The 20,471-nt window shown below is 72.5% G+C and carries 3 protein-coding genes; all 3 read right to left on the bottom strand.

Annotation, left to right across the window (positions count from 1 at the left end):
• Positions 1–5: 5 nt before the first annotated feature.
• The 3 genes from RMN57_RS06210 to RMN57_RS06200 all read right to left on the bottom strand — a co-directional run bounded on the left by RMN57_RS06210 (position 6) and on the right by RMN57_RS06200 (position 20,441).
• A complete protein-coding gene (locus RMN57_RS06210) occupies positions 6–2,822 on the bottom strand; it encodes a type I polyketide synthase (RefSeq protein ID WP_313762358.1) in 2,817 nt (938 codons plus the stop codon).
• Positions 2,819–10,378, bottom strand: a complete 7,560-nt coding sequence (locus tag RMN57_RS06205) for a type I polyketide synthase (RefSeq protein ID WP_313762357.1) — start codon at positions 10,376–10,378, stop codon at positions 2,819–2,821. Before RMN57_RS06205 ends, RMN57_RS06210 begins: the two co-directional genes overlap by 4 nt.
• A gap of 130 nt (positions 10,379–10,508) precedes the next feature.
• Complete coding sequence (locus RMN57_RS06200; RefSeq protein ID WP_313762356.1) at positions 10,509–20,441, bottom strand: SDR family NAD(P)-dependent oxidoreductase; 9,933 nt, start codon at positions 20,439–20,441, stop codon at positions 10,509–10,511.
• Between the last annotated feature and the right edge of the window lie 30 nt (positions 20,442–20,471).

Raw genomic sequence — 20,471 nt, 5'->3', positions numbered from 1 at the left:
CGCGCTCAAGACTTTCCGAACTCTTTCTGGATGAAATCGAAGATCTCGTCGGCGGTCGCCGACTGGATCTTCTCGGCCACCGAGGCACCGTCCGCCGCGCTGTGAGTTCTGTTCCACGCGGCCAGCAGGTTCTGCAGCCGCTCGGCGATGCCCGACACCGCTTCCTCGTCGAATTCGGCCGTCGTCAGCGCGGCTTCGAGGCGGTCGATCTCGCGGACCACGTGTTTCGCCGCCGCTGTCCTGTCTGCTTCCGGGAAGAGCTCCGTGAGCAGGAATTCGGAGAGCGCTCCCGGCGTGGGATGGTCGAAGGTCAGGGATGCCGGTAGCCGCAGGCCGGTGGCCGCGCCGAGGCGGTTGCGCAGGTCGACGGCGATCAGGGAGTCGACACCGAGCTCGCCCAGCGGTCGCCCGGCGTCGATCGAGGTCGACGTGCTGTGGCCGAGGGCCGTCGCGATCTCCGTGGTGACGAACCTGAGCAGGCCCCTGCCGCGCTCGGCACCGGACAGCTCTCCCAACCGCCGCCTCAGTGTGCCGCCTTCCTCGCTGCCGTCCGCCTCGGTGTTCGCCGCCCGGCGTAGCGGTGCCCGGACCAGGCTGTGGAGTAGTGGGGAGATGGGTGTGGAGGTGGCCTGTGTGCGGATCTTTGCGAGGTCGAGGTTGAGTGCGATGAGGAGTGGGGTGTTGGTGGTGAGTGCGGTGTCGAGGAGTGCGAGTCCGTCGTTGGTGGTCAGTGGGGGCATGCCGGCGCGGGTCATGCGGTGGATGTCGGTGTCGTTGAGGTGGTTGGTCATGGTGCTGGTTTCGGCCCAGAGGCCCCAGGCGATGGAGGTGGCGGGTAGGCCTTGGGTGTGGCGGTGGTGGGCGAGGGCGTCGAGGTAGGTGTTGGCGGCGGCGTAGTTGGCTTGTCCGGTGGCGCCGAGGATGCCGGAGGCGGAGGAGAAGAGGATGAAGTGGTCGAGGGGGAGGTGGCGGGTGAGGTGGTGGAGGTGGGTGGCGGTGTTGATTTTGGGGGTGAGTGTGTGGGTGAGGTGGTCGGGGGTTTGGTGGGTGAGGGTGGCGTCGTGGAGTGCTCCGGCGGTGTGGATGACGGTGGTGAGGGGGTGTTGGTCGGGGATGGTGTTGAGCAGGTGGCGTAGGGCGTTGGGGTCGGTGGTGTCGCAGGCGGTGATGGTGACGGTGGCGCCGAGTGCGGTGAGTTGGGTGTGGAGTTGGGTGGCGCCGGGGGCGTTGGGGCCGGAGCGGCTGGCCAGCAGCAGGTGGCGGGCGCCGTGGTGGGTGGTGAGGTGGCGGGCGATGTGGGTGGCGAGGGTGCCGGTGCCGCCGGTGATCAGGATGGTGCCGTTGGGGTTGATGGGGGTTGGGGGTGGTGTTGGTGGTGGTGTGGTGGGTGAGGTGGGGGTGTGGGGGGTGCCGTTGCGGAGGGCGTGTTGGGGGTGGGTGGTGAGTGTGGTGGGGAGGGTGTGCCAGCTGGTGGGGTGGTTGTCGGTGTCGATGAGGGTGATGCGGTGGGGGTGTTCGGATTGGGCGGAGCGGGTGAGGCCCCAGAGGGGTGTGTGGGGGAGGTCGGTGATGTTCTCGTCGGGGTGGGTGGCGATGGCGTGGTGGGTGAGGAGGACGAGTCGGCTGGCGGCGTAACGCTCGTCACCCAGCCAGAACTGCAGAAGAGCCAGCGCTCGTCGGGTGCCGGACAGGGCCGCGGCGGGGATGTCGTCCACCGCCCGTGCCGGGTCCGAGGCGAACGGCGCGAACACGTACTCCGGCACCGCCGACCCGGCCTCCATCGCGGCCGCGAACGCCTCGATGTCGGGATAGACGTCGAGGCTTGCGCCGGTCGACTTCAGCCCGGCGCTCATCCCCAGCGGGTCGTCCCCCACGACGGCCCAGCGGCCCTGTCCCGCCGCGCCCGGAACGGTCTCGCCGGAGGAGCCGGCCGACGCGGTGACCGTACGCCACTCCACCTGGAACAGTGGGGAGTTCGGGACCGATCGGGCGCGGGCTATCTGCTCCGCGGTGATCGGCCTGGTCATCAGGGCGTCGATCGTGGCCACGGGGGCGCCGGAGCTGTCGGCGATGGTCAACGTGTAGCTGTCGCTGCCGCGGGGAGCCAGGCAGGCGCGCAGCACGGTGGCGCCCGTCGCGTGCAGGGAGACGCCGTTCCAGGAGAACGGCAGCTGAGCCGCGCCGAGTTCCTCCCCCGACCTCAGGCCCAAGACGTGCAGCACCGCGTCGAGGAGCGCGGGGTGCAGGGCGAACGCCTCCCCGTTCTCTTGCAGGCCTCCTGGTAGAGCCACCTCGGCGTAGAGGACGTCGGCGCTTCGCCAGACCGCCCGCAGACCTTGGAAAGCCGGGCCGTAGCCGAACCCGATGCCGTGAAGGCGTTCGTACAGGCCGTCGACGCCCACCTCGGTCGCCCCGGCGGGCGGCCACTGGACCAGGGAACCGGGCTCGCCGGCCGCCTCGGGCTCCGGGCACACAGCGCCGGTCGCATGCCGCGTCCACCCGTCGGCGGAGTGCAGGGCGTCCGCCAGGTCGCCCGGGATCCGCGAGTGAACGGCCACCGGGCGCCGGCCGTCGCCGTCCGGCTCGCCCACCGTGACCTGCACCTGCACACTGCCCTCCGCGGGGATGACCAGCGGCGCTTCGAGGGTGAGCTCCTCGACGTGCGGGCTGTCGGCCTGCGCACCCGCGTGCAGGGCGAGTTCGACGAAGGCGGTGCCGGGCAGCAGGACCGAGCCCATGACGGCGTGGTCGGCCAGCCAGGGGTGGGAGGCCAGGGACAGCCGTGAGGTGAAGAGGTACCCGTCGGTGTCGGCCAGGTTCACCGCCGCGCCGAGCAGCGGATGAGTGGTGGTGGCCAGTCCCAGAGCGGCCGCGTCGCCGGGTGTGGTGGGGGTGTCGAGCCAGTAGCGGTGGTGTTGGAAGGGGTAGGTGGGGAGGTTGGTGTGGGTGGTGGGTGTGTGGTTGAGGGTGGTGGTCCAGGTGAGGGGGGTGGTGTGAGTGTGGGCTTGGGCGAGGGCGGTGAGGAGGGTGTGGGTTTCGTTGCGGTTGTTGTGGAGGGTGGGGATGGTGTGGGTGGTGTCGGGGGTGTGGGGGTGAGGGTGGGGTGGGGTCCGAGTTCGAGGTAGGTGGTGACGTTGTGGTGGTGGGTGAGGGTGGTGATGGCTTGGGCGAATTGGACGGTGTTGCGGAGTTGTTGGGCCCAGTAGGTGGGGTCGGTGAGTTGTTGGGTGGTGGCGGGGTGTCCGGTGAGGTTGGAGATGAGGGGGATGCGGGGTGGGTGGTAGGTGAGGGTGGTGGCGGTGTGGGTGAGTTGGGTGAGGGCGCTGTCCATGGCGGGGGAGTGGAAGGCGTGGCTGACGTTGAGGGTTTTGGTTTTGCGGCCTTGGTTTTCGAAGTGGGTGGCGATGGTGTGGAGGGTGTGGGGGTCGCCGGAGAGGACGAGGTTGGTGGGGCTGTTGATGGCGGCGATGCTGACGTGGTGGTGGTGGCCGTCGAGGTGGGGGCGGATTTCGTCTTCGGTGGCTTGGATGGCGGTCATGGTGCCGCCGGTGGGGGCGGCTTGCATGAGTTGGGCTCGGGTGGCGACGAGGGTGACGGCGTCGGTGAGGTTGAGGACGCCGGCGAGGTGGGCGGCGGTGAGTTCGCCGATGGAGTGGCCGAGGAGGTAGTCGGGGGTGAGGCCGAAGGTTTCGATGAGTCGGAAGAGTGCGACTTCGAGGGTGAACAGGGCGGGTTGGGCGTAGCCGGTCTGGTGGAGGAGGGTGGCTTCGTGGGTGTCGGGGTCGGCGAAGACGAGGCTTTTGAGTGGGCGGTCGAGGTGGGTGTCGAAGAGGGCGCATGTCTGGTCGAAGGCTTCGGCGAACACGGGGAAGCGTGTGTACAGCTCGCGTCCCATGCCGGCTCGTTGGGCGCCCTGACCGGTGAACAGGAAGGCGGTTTTGCCGGGGGTGGTGGTGTCTTTGGTGAGGCCGGGGGCGGGCTCGCCGTCGGCGAGGGCCTGTAGGCGGGTGAGGAAGTCGTCGCGGTGGTCGGCGAGGACGACCGCGCGGTGGTCGAATGTTGCCCGTTCCGCGGCCAGCGACCAGGCCACGTCGGCGAGATCGAGTTTGGGGTTGGTCTCGATGTGGCTGTGCAGGCGTTCGGCCTGGGCGCGCAGTGCGGCGTCGGTCTTGCCGGACAGCACCCACGGCACCAGGCCGTGCTCCCCTGGGGACGCCGCTTCCTCCGTCGGCGTGGTGAGCCCCTGCTCCAGGAGTACGTGGGCGTTGGTTCCGCTGACACCGAAGGACGACACCCCGGCTCGGCGCGGTCCACCCGTCTGGGGCCAGGGGGTCTCCTCGGTGAGGAGCGAGACGGCGCCGCTGGTCCAGTCGACGTGTGGTGTCGGCTCGTCGACGTGCAGGGTGCGGGGGAGGATGCCGTGGCGCATGGCCATGACCATCTTGATGACGCCGGCGACGCCGGCGGCGGCCTGGGTGTGACCGATGTTGGACTTCACCGAGCCCAGCCACAGCGGGCGTCCGTCAACACGATCCTCGCCGTACGTCGCCAGCAGCGCCTGAGCCTCGATCGGATCGCCCAGCCTGGTGCCGGTGCCGTGCGCCTCGACCGCGTCGACGTCGGCCGCGGACAGCCGTGCGTTGGCGAGTGCCTGGCGGATGACGCGTTGCTGCGACGGACCGTTGGGGGCGGTGAGGCCGTTGCTGGCGCCGTCCTGGTTGACGGCCGAACCCCGGACCACTGCCAGCACCCGGTGCCCGTGACGCTGCGCGTCGGAGAGCCGCTCGACCAGCAGCATGCCCACGCCCTCACCCCAGCCCGTGCCGTCGGCCGCCGCGGCGAACGGCTTGCACCGCCCGTCCGCCGCCAGGCCCCGCTGCCGGCTGAACTCCACGAACGCGCCCGGTGTGGACATCACCGTCACGCCACCGGCTAGCGCCAGGTCGCACTCGCCCTGCCGTAGCGCCTGCGCGGCCAGGTGCAGCGCCACCAGCGACGACGAGCACGCCGTGTCGACCGTGACCGCCGGCCCCTCCAGGCCGAAGGTGTAGGCGATGCGGCCGGACATGACACTGGCCGCGTTGCCCGTCCCGATGTGTCCTTCGAGGTCCGCGGGCGCGTAGGTCGAGTGACTCGCGTAGTCCTGGCCGTTGGTCCCGGCGAAGACGCCGGTCCGGCTGCCCCGCAGCGTCACCGGGTCGATCCCGGCCCGCTCGAACACCTCCCAGGACGTCTCCAGCAGCAACCGCTGCTGCGGATCCATCGCCAGCGCCTCACGCGGCGAGATCCCGAAGAACCCGGCGTCGAAGTCCGCGGCGCCGGCGACGAAGCCGCCCTCGTGTACATAGCTCGTTCCGGAGCGGTCGGGGTCGGGGTCGAAGAGCTCGCCGAGGAGCCAGCCTCGGTCCGTCGGGAAGGGTGTGACGGCGTCCTCGCCGGCGATCAGCAGGTCCCACAGCTTCTCCGGCGAGTCGGCCCCGCCGGGGAACCGGCAGCTCATCCCGACGATGACGACCGGATCGTCCTCGGCGTCGCGGGTCGGCCCCGTGACCGCCCCGATCCGTGCACCGGTACCGAGGACCGCCTCCACCACGTGCCGGGACAGGGCCTCGGGGGTCGGATAGTCGAAGATCAGGGTGGCGGGCAGCGACAGACCGGTGGTCGCGTTGATCCGATTGCGCAGTTCCACGGCGGTGAGCGAGTCGAATCCCAGCTCGCGGAATGCCCGTTGGGGTACGACGGTCTCCGCGGAGGCGTGCCCGAGCACCGCGGCCACCTGGGTGCGGACGAGATCCAGCGCCACTTCCGTACGAGCCCCCGCCGGGGTGTCCGCGAGCAGTTGCGCGAGAACCGACGTGGCGGCGCCGCCGCCCGTTCCGGCCGGCGACGAGACGGGGCAGGCCGCGGAGGCCAGCCGCCGTGCCGCCGGGAGCGTGGCGAGTAGCGGGCTGGGACGGCTCGCGGTGAAGGCGGGCAGGAACCGCTCCCAGTCGATGTCGGCCACCGCGAGCGTCGTCTCGTCATCACCCAGCGCCGCTTCGAGCGCCCTGATCGCCTGCTCCGGTGCCATCGGGCGTACCCCGCCGCGGCGCATGCGCTCCCGTACCGCGTCGTCGAGGGCCATACCGCCGTCCGCCCAGGGGCCCCAGGCGATGGAGGTGGCGGGCAGACCTTCGGCGCGGCGCCGTTGGGCGAGCGCGTCCAGGTAGGTGTTCGCCGCGGCGTAGTTGCCCTGCCCCGCGCCGCCCAGTGTGCCGGACAGCGACGAGAACAGCACGAACGCGTCGAGGTCCAGCCCCCGGGTGAGCTCGTGCAGGTGGTGGGCCGCATCGGCCTTGGCGCGGAAGACCCGGTCGAGCTGCTCGGGCTCCATCGACTCCAGGACGCCGTCGGCGAGTACCCCGGCGGCGTGGACGACCGCCCTCAGGGGCGGCGCGGCCGGGAGGGAGTCGAGGAGCCGTGCCAGCTCGGCGCGGTCGGCGACGTCGCAGCCGGCGACGGTGACCGCGGCGCCGAGGGCGGCCAGTTCGTCCTGCAGCTGCTCGGCGCCGCGGGCCCGCGCCCCGGAACGGCTGGTCAGCACGATGTGCTCGGCACCGTTGCGCGCCAGCCACCGTGCCACCCGGGCACCCAGCGCGCCGGTGCCGCCGGTCACCAGGACCGTGCCCCGCGCGCGCCACGGGGTCGGTGCACCCTCTGTGTCCGTCGCCGGTGCGGGCACCAGGCGGCACGCATAGCCGCCGGAGACCCGGACGGCCAGTTGGTCCTCGTCCCGCGGCTCCGCGAGCAGGTCGGTCAGCAGCCGCGCGGCACGGCCGTCCGGGGTGGCCGGCAGGTCGATCAGCCCGCCCCAGCGGTCGGGGTGCTCCAGTGCCGCCACCCGACCCAGGCCCCACAGCGCGGCGGACTCCGCACGGGCCGGCGGATCCGCCGGGCTGACCCGGACCGCGCCGCTGGTGGCCACCCACAGCGGGGCCGACACCGCGGCGTCAGCGAGCCCCTGCAGCAGCGCGAGGGTCGGGGCGACGGCGGCCGACAGCGGTGGCTCGCTGAAGGCGCCGCCGTCCAGGGCGAGCAGCGACAGCACGCCCTGGACCGGACCGCCGTCGGCAACGGTACGCCGGACGAGCTCGGCGACCGTGTCCCGGTCGCTCCGCCCGTCGCGGACGGGGACCTCGACGACACGGGCGCCGGCGTCCTGGAGCGCGGCGCGGACGGTGGCGATCCAGGATGGCCCGTTGTCCCCGGTCTCCGTGTTGTCGCCGATGTTCCCGGTGCCCTCACCCGAACCCGAGTCCTCACCCGAGTCCGAGTCCGAGCCCGACCCGGACGGGGTCACCAGCAGCCACCCGGCACCCCGGAGCGTCGTGGCCGTCGGACGCGGGCCGAGGGCGGTCCAGCTCGTCCGGTAGCGCCAGCCGCTCACCGCCGCGTGCTCGCGCAGCCGCCGGTGCCAGGTGGAGAGCGCGGGCAGTACGGCGTCCAGGGGCAGACCGTCGGCGTCCTCCAGGCCGAGAACCGAGGTGAGTGCCGGTACGTCGCTTCGGTCCACCGCCTCCCAGAACCGTGCCTCGGCGGGATCCGCCGTCACACCGGGCTGCTCCGGTGAGGCCTGCTCGCTCCCCGCCGCCGGCTCCAGCCAGTAGCGGTGGTGTTGGAAGGGGTAGGTGGGGAGGTTGGTGTGGGTGGTGGGTGTGTGGTTGAGGGAGGTGGTCCAGGTGAGGGGGGTGGTGTGGGTGTGGAGGTGGGCGAGGGCGGTGAGGAGGGTGTGGGTTTCGTTGCGGTTGTTGTGGAGGGTGGGGATGGCGTGGGTGGTGTCGGGGGTGTGGGGGGTGAGGGTGGGGTGGGGTCCGAGTTCGAGGTAGGTGGTGACGTTGTGGTGGTGGGTGAGGGTGGTGATGGCTTGGGCGAATTGGACGGTGTTGCGGAGTTGTTGGGCCCAGTAGGTGGGGTCGGTGAGTTGTTGGGTGGTGGCGGGGTGTCCGGTGAGGTTGGAGATGAGGGGGATGCGGGGTGGGTGGTAGGTGAGGGTGGCGGCGGTGCGGGTGAGTTGGGTGAGGGCGCTGTCCATGGCGGGGGAGTGGAAGGCGTGGCTGACGTTGAGGGTTTTGGTTTTGCGGCCCTGGTTTTCGAAGTGGGTGGCGATGGTGTGGAGGGTGTGGGGGTCGCCGGAGAGGACGAGGTTGGTGGGGCTGTTGATGGCGGCGATGCTGACGTGGTGGTGGTGGCCGTCGAGGTGGGGGCGGATTTCGTCTTCGGTGGCTTGGATGGCGGTCATGGTGCCGCCGGTGGGGGCGGCTTGCATGAGCCTGGCTCGGGTGGCGACGAGGGTGACGGCGTCGGTGAGGTCGAGGACGCCGGCGAGGTGGGCGGCGGTGAGTTCGCCGATGGAGTGGCCGAGGAGGTAGTCGGGGGTGAGGCCGAAGGTTTCGATGAGTCGGAAGAGTGCGACTTCGAGGGTGAACAGGGCGGGTTGGGCGTAGCCGGTCTGGTGGAGGAGGGTGGCTTCGTCGGTTCCGGGGTCGGCGAAGACGAGGCTTTTGAGTGGCCGGTCGAGGTGGGTGTCGAAGAGGGCGCATGTCTGGTCGAAGGCTTCGGCGAACACGGGGAAGCGTGTGTACAACTCGCGTCCCATGCCGGCTCGTTGAGCGCCCTGACCGGTGAACAGGAAGGCCACCGGCTCGGCGCCGCCGGACTGCACACCCCGGACCACGCCCGCCCCGGTCTCCAGGTCTCCCCGGGCAAGGGGCTCCAGGGCGGTGACGAACTGCTCCAGCGAGTCCGCGATGACGACGGCCCGGTGCTCGAAAGCCGTCCGCCCCACGGCGAGGGACCGGCCCACGGCAGCCGGGTCCAGCGACGGATCGGCCGCCGCGAACGCCCGCAGCCGTTCGGCCTGGGCGCGCAGTGCGGCGTCCGTCTTCCCCGACAGCACCCACGGCACCGGGCCCGTGGCGGGAGCCGCCCCCTCCACCGGATCCGGTGCCTCGACCAGCGGTGCCTGCTCCAGGACGGCGTGCGCGTTGGTGCCGCTGACCCCGAACGAGGACACCCCGGCCCGGCGCGGTGCACCGGTCCGCGGCCACGGGGTCTCCTCGGTCAGCAGCGAGACCGCGCCCGCGCTCCAGTCGACGTGCGGCGACGGCTCGTCGACGTGCAGGGTGCGCGGCAGCACCCCGTGCCGGATCGCCATCACCGTCTTGATCACTCCGGCGACGCCGGCCGCCGCCTGGGCGTGACCGATGTTGGACTTCAGCGAGCCCAGCCACAGAGGTTGGTCCCCGGTGTGCTCCTGGCCGTAGGTGGCCAGCAGCGCGTGCGCCTCGATCGGGTCGCCCAGCCTGGTGCCGGTACCGTGCGCCTCGACCGCGTCGACCTGGGCGGCGGTCAGGCCCGCGTTGGCGAGGGCCTGACGGATGACCTGCTGCTGTGCGGGGCCGCTCGGGGCGGTGAGGCCGTTGCTGGCGCCGTCCTGGTTGACGGCCGAACCGCGGACGACTGCCAGCACCTGGTGCCCCTGGCGCTGCGCGTCGGAGAGCCGTTCCAGCAGCAGAATGCCGGCGCCCTCACCCCAGTTGGTGCCGTCGGCGGCCGCCGCGAACGGCTTGCACCGCCCGTCGGCCGCCAGGCCCCGCTGCCGGCTGAACTCCACGAACGCGTTGGGTGTGGACATCACCGTCACCCCGCCGGCCAGGGCGAGCGTGCAGTCGCCCTGCCGCAGTGCCTGGCAGGCCAGGTGCAGTGCCACCAGTGACGACGAGCACGCCGTGTCGACGGTGACCGCCGGCCCCTCCAGGCCCAGGGTGTAGGCGATGCGGCCGGAGGCGATACTGCCCGCGCTGCCGTTGTCGAGGTACCCCTCGACGCCCTCCGGGACCGAACGCAGCCGCGACGCGTAGTCGTGGTACATGACACCGGCGAAGATCCCGGTCCGGCTGCCCCGCAGCGTCACCGGGTCGATCCCGGCCCGCTCGAACACCTCCCAGGACGTCTCCAGCAGCAGCCGCTGCTGCGGATCCATCGCCAGCGCCTCACGCGGCGAGATCCCGAAGAACCCGGCGTCGAACTGCGCCGCGTCGTACAGGAAACCGCCCTCGCGCACGTAGCTCGACCCGTGGCGCTCGGGGTCCGGGTCGTACAGCCGCTCCAGGTCCCAGCCGCGGTCGGCCGGGAACTGCGCGATCGCATCGGTGCCGTCCAGGACGAGCTGCCACAGCTCCTCCGGCGAGGTCACCCCGCCGGGGAAGCGGCAGCTCATCCCCACGATCGCGATCGGCTCGCCGTTCCTGTCCTCCAGCTCGCGCAGACGCCGGCGGGCCTGACGAAGATCGGTCGTCGCCCGCTTGAGGTAGTCGCGGAGCTTCTCCTCGTTCGACATCTGGCATCTCCACACGGAAAGGGTCGGAAGTTCGACGTACGGGGGTGGACGGGTGGACGGGCAGGGCTGACGGAGGGCAAGGGCGCGCGTGGACTGCTCCGGGAAGGGCACGGCCGCGCGGCCCGGTGGGCTAGTCGTCGAACCCGCTGTCCAGGAGCTCGAAGAGTTCGTCGTCGGTGGCCGACTCGACGTCCCGGTCGCGGATCCGCTCCCCGGCGCCGTCCGCCTCGCCCGGTGCCGGCTCCGGGCCGGTGGAGCTCCACCGCGCCAGCAGTGCCCGCAGCCGCGAGCCGACCGCCTCCCGCACCGCCTCACTGGCGTCCACCGTGGACAGCAGCGACTCCAGCTGCGCCAGCTCCGCCAGCGACGAGCCGGCCGACGCCCCGTCCGGTGACGAGCCGGCCGCCGCGGGCGATCCGGCCGGTGGCCGCGTGAGCTCCTCGGCGAGTTTCTCCGCCAGATGCCCCGCCAGGGCACCGGCCGTCGGGTGGTCGAAGACCAGCGTGGAGGGGAGCCGTAGCCCGGTCACCGTGATCAACCGGTTGCGCAACTCCACCGCGGTCAGCGAGTCCAGCCCCAGGTCGACGAAACTCTGCTCGGTGTCCACGCGGTCCGCACCGGTGAACCCCAGCACGGTGGCGACCTGTGTGACGACCAGGTCCCGCAGCGTCCGGACCCGCACCGGCTCGGCCAGGCCGGCCAGACCGGCACGCAGCGAGCCGGCGGCCTCCGGCTGCGCGGCCGCGTCCTGCGCCCGGCGGACCGCCTCGCGCACGAGCCCCCGCAGCAGCACCGGCACCGTCTCCGGCGCCCGACGGGCCTGTTCCTGCAAGGCCGGTACGTCCAGCCGGGCGGCCACCGGCGCGGCGTCCTCGCCGGCCCGTGCGGCGTCGAACAACGCCAGTGCCTGGGCCGAGGACAGCGGCGCCACACCGGAACGCGCCATCCGGGCCAGATCGGCCTCGCTGAGGTGACCGGTCATCCCGCTGGCCTCGCCCCACAGGCCCCAGGCGACCGAGGTCGCCGGCAGACCGGCGGCCCGGCGGCGGCGTGCCAGCGCGTCGAGGAAGGCGTTCGCCGCCGCGTAGTTCGCCTGCCCCGCACTGCCGAAGGCGGCTGCGGCGGAGGAGAAGAGCACGAACGCGGAGAGCCTCAGACCCGCGGTGAGCTCGTGCAGGTGCAGAGCGGCGTCAACCTTGGGCCGCAGCACCCGATCGACCCGCTCCTCGGTCAGCGCGCCGATCACACCGTCGTCCAGCACACCCGCGGTGTGCACCACGGCCGTCACCGGACGGTCGGCCGGCACACCGGCAAGCAGCTCCGCCACCTGAGCGCGCTCCGCGACGTCGCAGGCGGCGACCGTCACCTCGGCGCCCAGCGCGGTGAGCTCCGCCACCAGCTCGCGGGTGCCGTCGGCCGCGGCGCCGCGCCGGCTGGTCAGCAGCAGGTGCCGTACCCCGTGCTCGGCGACCAGGTGCCGGGCCACCAGAGCGCCCAGCACACCGGTGCCACCCGTGATCAGCACCGTGCCGTCCGGCGCCGCGGCACCGTCCCGGGTGGGCGCGGCCGACGGCGGCATGGTGAGCACGACCTTGCCGACATGACGCGCCTGGCTCAGGAAGCGGAACGCCTCCTCGGCCCGCCGCACGTCCCAGGTCGTCACCGGCAGCGGCTGCAGCACGCCGCTCTCGAACAGCTTCACCAGTTCGGCCAGCATCTCGCCGAGCCGCTCCGGGCCGGCCTCGCCCAGGTCGAAGGCCCGGTAGGTGACACCCGGATGATCGGCGGCCACCCGAGCCGCGTCCCGGATGTCGGTCTTGCCCATCTCGACGAACCGGCCGCCGCGCGGCAACAGCCGCAGCGACGCGTCCACGAACTCCCGGGCGAGGCTGTCGAGCACCACGTCCACCCCGCGCCCACCGGTGCGCGCCAGGAAGTCCCGCTCGAACTCCACCGTGCGGGACGAGGCGATGTGGTCGTCCGCCAGACCCGAGGCCCGCAGCGTCCCCCACTTGCCCGGGCTGGCGGTACCGAAGACCTCAATACCCCAGTGCCGCGCCAGCTGCACCGCGGCCATACCGACCCCGCCGGCGGCGGCGTGCACCAGCAGCGACTCCCCGCGCCGTACCCGGGCGAGGTCGACGAGCGCGTAGTAGGCGGTGAGGAACACGATGGGAACGGAAGCGGCCTCGACGAACGACCAGCCCTCGGGCATCCGCACCACCGTGCGGTGGTCGGCCACCGCGACGGGCCCGAACGCCCCCGAGAACACACCCATCACCCGGTCGCCGACCGAGACGCCGCTCACGCCCGGGCCGACCTCGGTGACCACACCGGCGCCCTCGCCGCCCATCTGTGCCGCGCCCGGGTAGACCCCCAGCGCGATCAGCACGTCACGGAAGTTCAGACCCGCCGCCTCCACGGCGATCCTGACCTGGCCCGCGGCCAACGGCCCGCCGGCGTCCTCGCGGCACGGGAGCAGTGCCAGGTTCTCCAGGGTGCCGTTCTCGGTGATGTCCAGACGCCACTCGGCGACCCCTGCCGGGGCGGACAGCACCTCGTCGGCCGCCGGACGAACCAGCCGCGGCACCGACATCGCGCCGGCACGCAGCGCCAGCTGCGGCTCACCCGACGCCACGGCTGCGGGAAGCTGCCGCGCCGACGGCTCCTGCCCGTCCACGTCCGCCAGCACGAACCGGCCCGGGTGCTCAAGCTGGGCCGAACGCACCAGCCCCCACAGGGGAGCCCGCACGAGGTCCGGCAGCCCGTCGCCGCGCTGGACCTCCACCGCTCCGCGGGTGGCCACCACCAGCCGGGCCGCGGCGAACCGCTCGTCGGCCGCCCACTGCTGGAGCAGGGCCAGCGCCCGGTGCACGGCGGTCCTGGTGGACGCGGCGACGTCGTCGGCCGACCCCGTGACACCACCGGCCAGGCCACCGCGCGGGGCGTCCGGCCCGCCCGGTACCAGCATCGTGTCGGCGACCAGCACCGTGTCGGGCGACGGCGCGCCCGCGGACACCGCGTCCTGCAGCGCCCGCAGATCGGCGAACACCTCCACCGCGACGCCGTCGACATACCGCCCGGCCGCGTCCGCGTCCGCACCGATCACCGCCCAGCGACCGCCGGGCACCTGCTGACCGGCGACCGGCTCCGGCAGCGCCACGACGTCCCAGCGCACCTCGTACAGCGACTCCTGACGCGCACCGCGAGCGGCCCGCATCTGATCCGCCGAGATCCGCCGCGTCACAAGCCGGTCGACCGACGCGACCGGAGCGCCCGTGCCGTCGGCGACCGCCAGCGCGACCCCGCCGGAGGCACCGCGCGACCACCGCACCCGCAGCGTCGAGGCACCCGAGGCGTGCAGCGAAACGCCACTCCAGGAGAACGGCAGATGACCCTCGCCCCCGTCCTCCAGGAGCGTCCCCAGGGCCAGCGAGTGCAGCGTCGCGTCCAGCAGCGCCGGGTGCACCCCGAACGCCCCGGCCTCCGACACCTGCTCCGGGCGCAGTCGCACCTCGGCGAACAGCTCGTCCCCGAGCCGCCACACGGCCTCCAGGGCCCGGAACGCCGGACCGTAGGCGATCCCGGTCTCCTCGAACCGCTCGTACAGGCCGTCCGTCGGCACCGCGACCGCACCGGCCGGTGGCCACACGCCGAAGTCGGACCCCGCCGGCGCCGCAACGCCGCCCGTGCGTGCCGACGCCAGCAGAGCGCCGCCGGCATGGCGGGTCCACGGCTGATCCGGGGCGGCGTCCTCCGGCCGCGAGAACAGGGCGAGCGGCCGACGACCCGACTCGTCCGCCGAGCCCACCGAGAGCTGGATGTGCACGGCCTGACCCTCCGGCAGCACCAGCGGCGCTTCCAGCGTCAGCTCCTCCAGCAGGTCGCAGCCCACCTGGCGGCCGGCCTGGACGGCCAGCTCGACGAACCCGGTGCCCGGGAGGATGGCCGAGCCCATGACGGTGTGGTCGGCCAGCCAGGGGTGGGTGCGTGGGGACAGTCGGCCGGTGAACAGGTGGCCGCCGTCGGCCAGGTTCACCGCCGCGCCGAGGAGTGGGTGTTCGGTGGGGTGGAGTCCGAGTCGTGTGACGTTCTTGGGTGTGGTGGGGGTGTCGAGCCAGTAGCGGTGGTGTTGGAAGGGGTAGGTGGGGAGGTTGGTGTGGGTGGTGGGTGTGTGGTTGAGGGTGGTGGTCCAGGTGAGGGGGGTGGTGTGGGTGTGGGCTTGGGCGAGGGCGGTGAGGAGGGTGTGGGTTTCGTTGCGGTTGTTGTGGAGGGTGGGGATGGTGTGGGTGGTGTCGGGGGTGTGGGGGGTGAGGGTGGGGTGGGGTCCGAGTTCGAGGTAGGTGGTGACGTTGTGGTGGTGGGTGAGGGTGGTGATGGCTTGGGCGAATTGGACGGTGTTGCGGAGTTGTTGGGCCCAGTAGGTGGGGTCGGTGAGTTGTTGGGTGGTGGCGGGGTGTCCGGTGAGGTTGGAGATGAGGGGGATGCGGGGTGGGTGGTAGGTGAGGGTGGCGGCGGTGTGGGTGAGTTGGGTGAGGGCGCTGTCCATGGCGGGGGAGTGGAAGGCGTGGCTGACGTTGAGGGTTTTGGTTTTGCGGCCTTGGTTTTCGAAGTGGGTGGCGATGGTGTGGAGGGTGTGGGGGTCGCCGGAGAGGACGAGGTTGGTGGGGCTGTTGATGGCGGCGATGCTGACGTGGTGGTGGTGGCCGTCGAGGTGGGGGCGGATTTCGTCTTCGGTGGCTTGGATGGCGGTCATGGTGCCGCCGGTGGGGGCGGCTTGCATGAGCCTGGCTCGGGTGGCGACGAGGGTGACGGCGTCGGTGAGGTTGAGGACGCCGGCGAGGTGGGCGGCGGTGAGTTCGCCGATGGAGTGGCCGAGGAGGTAGTCGGGGGTGAGGCCGAAGGTTTCGATGAGTCGGAAGAGTGCGACTTCGAGGGTGAACAGGGCGGGTTGGGCGTAGCCGGTCTGGTGGAGGAGGGTGGCTTCGTCGGTTCCGGGGTCGGCGAAGACGAGGGTTTTGAGTGGGCGGTCGAGGTGGGTGTCGAAGAGGGCGCATGTCTGGTCGAAGGCTTCGGCGAACACGGGGAAGCGTGTGTACAGCTCGCGTCCCATGCCGGCTCGTTGAGCGCCCTGACCGGTGAACAGGAAGGCGGTTTTGCCGGGGGTGGTGGTGTCTTTGGTGAGGCCGGGGGCGGGCTGGCCGTCGGCGAGGGCTCGTAGGCGGGTGAGGAAGTCGTCGCGGTGGTCGGCGAGGACGACCGCTCGGTGGTCGAATGTTGCCCGTTCCGCGGCCAGCGACCAGGCCACGTCGGCGAGATCGAGTTCGGGGTTGGTCTCGATGTGGCTGTGCAGGCGTTCGGCCTGGGCGCGCAGTGCGGCGTCGGTCTTGCCGGACAGCACCCACGGCACCAGGCCCGTGGCGGGAGTCGCCCCCTCCACCGGAGCCGGTGCCTCCACGGCCGGTGCCTGCTCCAGGATCACGTGCGCGTTGGTCCCACTGACGCCGAAGGACGAGACACCGGCCCGGCGCGGCGCCCCGGTCTCCGGCCAGGGGGTCTCCTCGGTCAGCAGGGCGATGCCGCCCTCGGACCAGGCCACGTGCGGCGACGGCTGGTCGGCGTGCAGTACGCGGGGCAGCACGCCGTGGCGCATGGCCATCACCGTCTTGATGACGCCGGCGACGCCGGCTGCGGCCTGGGTGTGGCCGATGTTGGCTTTGAGGGAGCCGAGCCACAGCGGCCGGTCCTCCGCACGTTCCTGGCCGTAGGTGGCCAGCAGCGCTTCGGCCTCGATCGGATCGCCGAGCGTCGTACCGGTGCCGTGCGCCTCGACGACGTCGATGTCGGCCGCGACCAGGCGCGCGTTGGCGAGTGCCTGGCGGATGACGCGTTGCTGCGACGGACCGTTGGGGGCGGTGAGGCCGTTGCTGGCGCCGTCCTGGTTGACGGCCGAACCCCGGATGAGGGCCAGCACCCGGTGCCCGTGGCGCTGGGCGTCGGAGAGCCGCTCGACCAGCAGCAATCCGACACCCTCGGCCCAGCTGGTGCCGTCGGCGGCCGCCGAGAACGGCTTGCACCGCCCGTCCGCCGCCAGGCCCCGCTGCCGGCTGAACTCGACGAACGCGCCCGGTGTGGACATCACCGTCACGCCACCGGCCAGCGCCAGGTCGCACTCGCCCTGCCGTAGCGCCTGCGCGGCCAGGTGCAGCGCCACCAGCGACGACGAGCACGCCGTGTCGACCGTGACCGCCGGCCCCTCCAGGCCGAAGGTGTAGGCGATGCGGCCCGACACCACGCTGGGCGTGTTGCCGGTCAGGAGATATCCCTCCACCTCCGCCAGCGGCTCGTGCAGCCGGGGCCCGTAGTCCTGGTGGGTGGTCCCGGCGAAGACTCCGGTCCGGCTGCCCCGCAGCGTCACCGGGTCGATCCCGGCCCGCTCGAACACCTCCCAGGACGTCTCCAGCAGCAACCGCTGCTGCGGATCCATCGCCAGCGCCTCACGCGGCGAGATCCCGAAGAAGACCGGGTCGAATCCCGCGATGTCCGTCAGGAAGCCGCCCTCGCGCACGTAGGTCGTTCCCGAGTGTTCCGGATCCGGGTGGTAGAGGTTCTCCAGGTCCCAGCCACGGTCCGTCGGGAACGGCGTGATCGCGTCGGCGCCCTCCACGACGAGCCGCCACAACTCCTCCGGCGAGCGGACGTCTCCCGGGAAGCGGCAGCCCATCGCGACGATGGCGATCGGTTCGCCTTCGTCCGATTCCCGGCCGGCCGGAACGAGCGCGCCGGCCCCGCGCCCCTGCCCCAGCAACTCCTCGCCCAGGAATGCGGCGAGCGCGCGCGGTGTGGGGTGGTCGAAGACCACGGCGACCGGCAACCGCAGGCCGGTCCTGGCGTTGAGCCGGTTCCGCAGGGCCACGGCCGTCAGCGAGTCGAAACCGAACTCCTTGAACACCCGGGCGGGCTCCACCGCGTCCAGCTCGGCATGTCCGAGGACGGCAGCGGCCTGGGTGCGCACCAGGTCGAGCAGCATCTCGTCGCGCTCGGCCGGGGCGAGGCCGCGCAGCGTCCGCGCCAGCGAGCCGGCGCCCTCGTACGGCGCCTCGGAACCCGACTCCCGGGCGATCGCAGCGAGCTGCACCTGCCCCGTGACGTCAGCGGTCACCGGGTCGATCCAGAATCGCTTCCGCTGGAAGGCGTAGGTGGGCAGGTCGACATGACGATCAATCAGGTTGAGCGCCGCCCAGGTGACGGCGGCGCCGTGGGCGTGCGCCTCGGCGAGGGAGGTGAGGAAGCCGGCGGGCCCGGGTTCGTCGCGGCGCAGCGTCCCGACGACCGCCCCGCCGGTGTCGGTGGCGGTGGCGGTGGTGTCGATGGTGTCCTGGATGGCGGTGGTGAGGACGGGGTGAGGGCTGGCTTCGACGCAGAGGGTGTGGCCGTCGTCGAGCAGCGCGGTCAGGGTCGCGTGGAAGCGGACGGTCTCGCGCAGGTTGGTGTACCAGTACTCGGCGGTGAGTTCGCGGGTGTCGAGCAGGCCGCCGGTGACGGTGGAGTAGAACGGAACGGCCGACGCCCGCGGCGTGACGTCGCCGAGGAGGGTGGTCAGCTCGTCGCGGAGTTCCTCGACGTGGGCGCTGTGGGAGGCGTAGTCGACGGGGATGGCACGGGCCCGCACCCCGTCCGTCTCGCACGCCGTGATGAACTCCTGGAGCGCGGTGGCGTCGCCCGAGATCACGGTGGAGGCGGGGCCGTTGACGGCGGCGACGGACAGGCCGGGCCACGCCGACAGCCGGTCGGAGACCTGGTCCTGCGGCAGCGCCACGTGTCCCATGCCGCCCTTGCCGGCGATGCGGGTGATGGCCTGGCTGCGCAGGGCGGCGATGCGGGCCGCCTCCTCCAGGGTGAGGGCGCCGGCGATGTGGGCGGCGGCGATCTCGCCCTGGCTGTGCCCGATCACGGCGGACGCTTCGACACCGTGGGCCTGCCAGAGACGGGCGAGGGAGACCATCACCGCGAAGAGGACGGGCTGGACGACGTCCACCCGGTCCATCGACGCCGCCCCGGGCAGGCCGTACAGGGTGTCGGTGAGCCGCCAGTCCGTGTACGGGGCGAGCGCGCGTTCGCACGCCTCGATGTGCTCCCGGAACGCCGGGGAGACGTCCAGCAGGTCCACCGCCATGCCCGCCCACTGGGAGCCCTGGCCGGGGAAGACGAACACCGCCCGCCCGTCGGCCTGGCGGCTGCCGACCGCCGCGACACCGCGGACCACACCCGGCGCGTCATCGCCGGCGGCGAGCGCGGCCAGGCCCTCCAGCATGTCCTGGTGGTTCGCCCCGAGGACGACGGCCCGGTGGTCGAACCGGGCCCGACCGGTGGCCAGCGACCAGCCGGCCTCACCCAGCCCGATCCGCTCCTTCCTCGGGGTGACGAACTCGCGCAGCCGAGCGGCCTGCGCCCGCAGCGCCGCGTCCGTCCGCCCCGACAGCACCCACGGCACCAACCCCGTGCCGACCAGCGGCGGCAGGTACGCCGGCCCACCGGCCGCGGTGCCACCGCGGCCGTCCTCGGAACCGGTTCCCGCCGAGCCCGCGGAGCCCGCGGAGCCGTCCGGGCCGGCGCCCTCCGCCGCCTCGGAGCCCTCGGAGCCCTCCGCACCCTCGCCCGGCACCGGCTCCGCGAAGGACGGCGCCTGCTCGACTATGACGTGCGCGTTGGTGCCGCTGACCCCGAACGAGGACACCCCCGCCCGGCGCGGCTCACCGGTCTCGGGCCAGGCGACCGGCTCGGTGAGCAGCCGGACCGCACCGCTGGACCACTCCACGTGCGGCGACGGCTCGTCGACGTGCAGGGTGCGCGGCAGCACCCCGTGCCGGATCGCCATCACCGTCTTGATCACACCCGCCACACCGGACGCCGTCTGGGCGTGACCGATGTTGGACTTGAGCGACCCCAACCACAGCGGACGGCCCTCGGCCCGCCCCTGGCCGTAGGTGGCCAGCAGCGCCTCCGCCTCGATCGGATCACCGAGCGTGGTGCCCGTCCCGTGCGCCTCGACCGCGTCCACCTGGCCCGTGGTGAGCCCCGCCTGGCCGAGGGCCTGGCGGATCACCCGCTGCTGGGCGAGGCCGTTGGGGGCGGTGAGGCCGTTGCTGGCGCCGTCCTGGTTGACTGCCGAACCCCGGATGACCGCCAGCACCTGGTGCCCGTTGCGGCGGGCGTCGGAGAGCCGCTCCAGCAGCAGCATGCCCACCCCCTCCGCCCAGCCGGTCCCGTCCGCGGCGGCCGCGAAGGACTTGCAGCGGCCGTCTGCCGCAAGCCCCCGCTGCCGGCTGAACTCGATGAAGACCCCGGGCGTGGACATCACGGTGACGCCGCCGGCCAGCGCGAGGCCGCACTCGCCCTGCCGCAGCGCCTGGCAGGCCAGGTGCAACGCCACCAGCGAGGACGAGCAGGCGGTGTCGACGGTGACGGCGGGCCCCTGCAGGCCCAGCGCGTAGGCGACCCGGCCGGACACGACACTGGTCGTGTTGCCGGTCAGGAGGTAGCCCTCCAGCCCCTCCAGCCCCTCGTGCAGACGCGGGCCGTAGTCCTGGGACATCGCGCCGGCGAACACCCCCGTCTGGGAGTCGCCCAGCGAGAGCGGGTCGATCCCGGCCCGCTCCAGGACCTCCCACGACGCCTCCAGCAGCAGCCGCTGCTGCGGGTCCATCGCCAGTGCCTCACGCGGGCTGATCCCGAAGAACTCCGCGTCGAACCCGGCGATGTCACGGACGAACCCGCCCTCCCGCACGTACGAGGTGCCGGGCCGGTCGGGGTCCTCGTCGAACAGCCCGTCCAGGTCCCAGCCGCGGTCCTCCGGGAACCCGGAGAGCACGTCCCGACCCTCGGCGACCAGCTCCCACAGGTCCTCGGGCGAGTGGACGTCCCCCGGGAAGCGGCAGCTCATCGCGACGATGGCGATCGGCTCCCGCTCCCGGTCCTCGATCTCCCGGAGACGGCGACGCGCCTGGCGCAGATCGGCGGTCGCGCGCTTGAGGTAGTCGAGGAGCTTCTCCTCGTTCGACACGTGAATTCCCCCCGTGGGACGGACGACCCG

This window comes from Kitasatospora sp. CM 4170 (genome assembly GCF_032110285.1).
GTDB classification, from domain to species: domain Bacteria; phylum Actinomycetota; class Actinomycetes; order Streptomycetales; family Streptomycetaceae; genus Kitasatospora; species Kitasatospora aburaviensis.
The sequence above is the reverse complement of the archived record's forward strand: the minus strand, read 5'-3'. Positions and strand labels throughout refer to the sequence as shown.

What these genes read in the sequence shown, in the direction of transcription:
- RMN57_RS06205 (WP_313762357.1), bottom strand. Translation starts at nt 10,378, where the DNA reads ATGTCGAACGAGGAGAAGCTCCGCGACTACCTCAAGCGGGCGACGACC.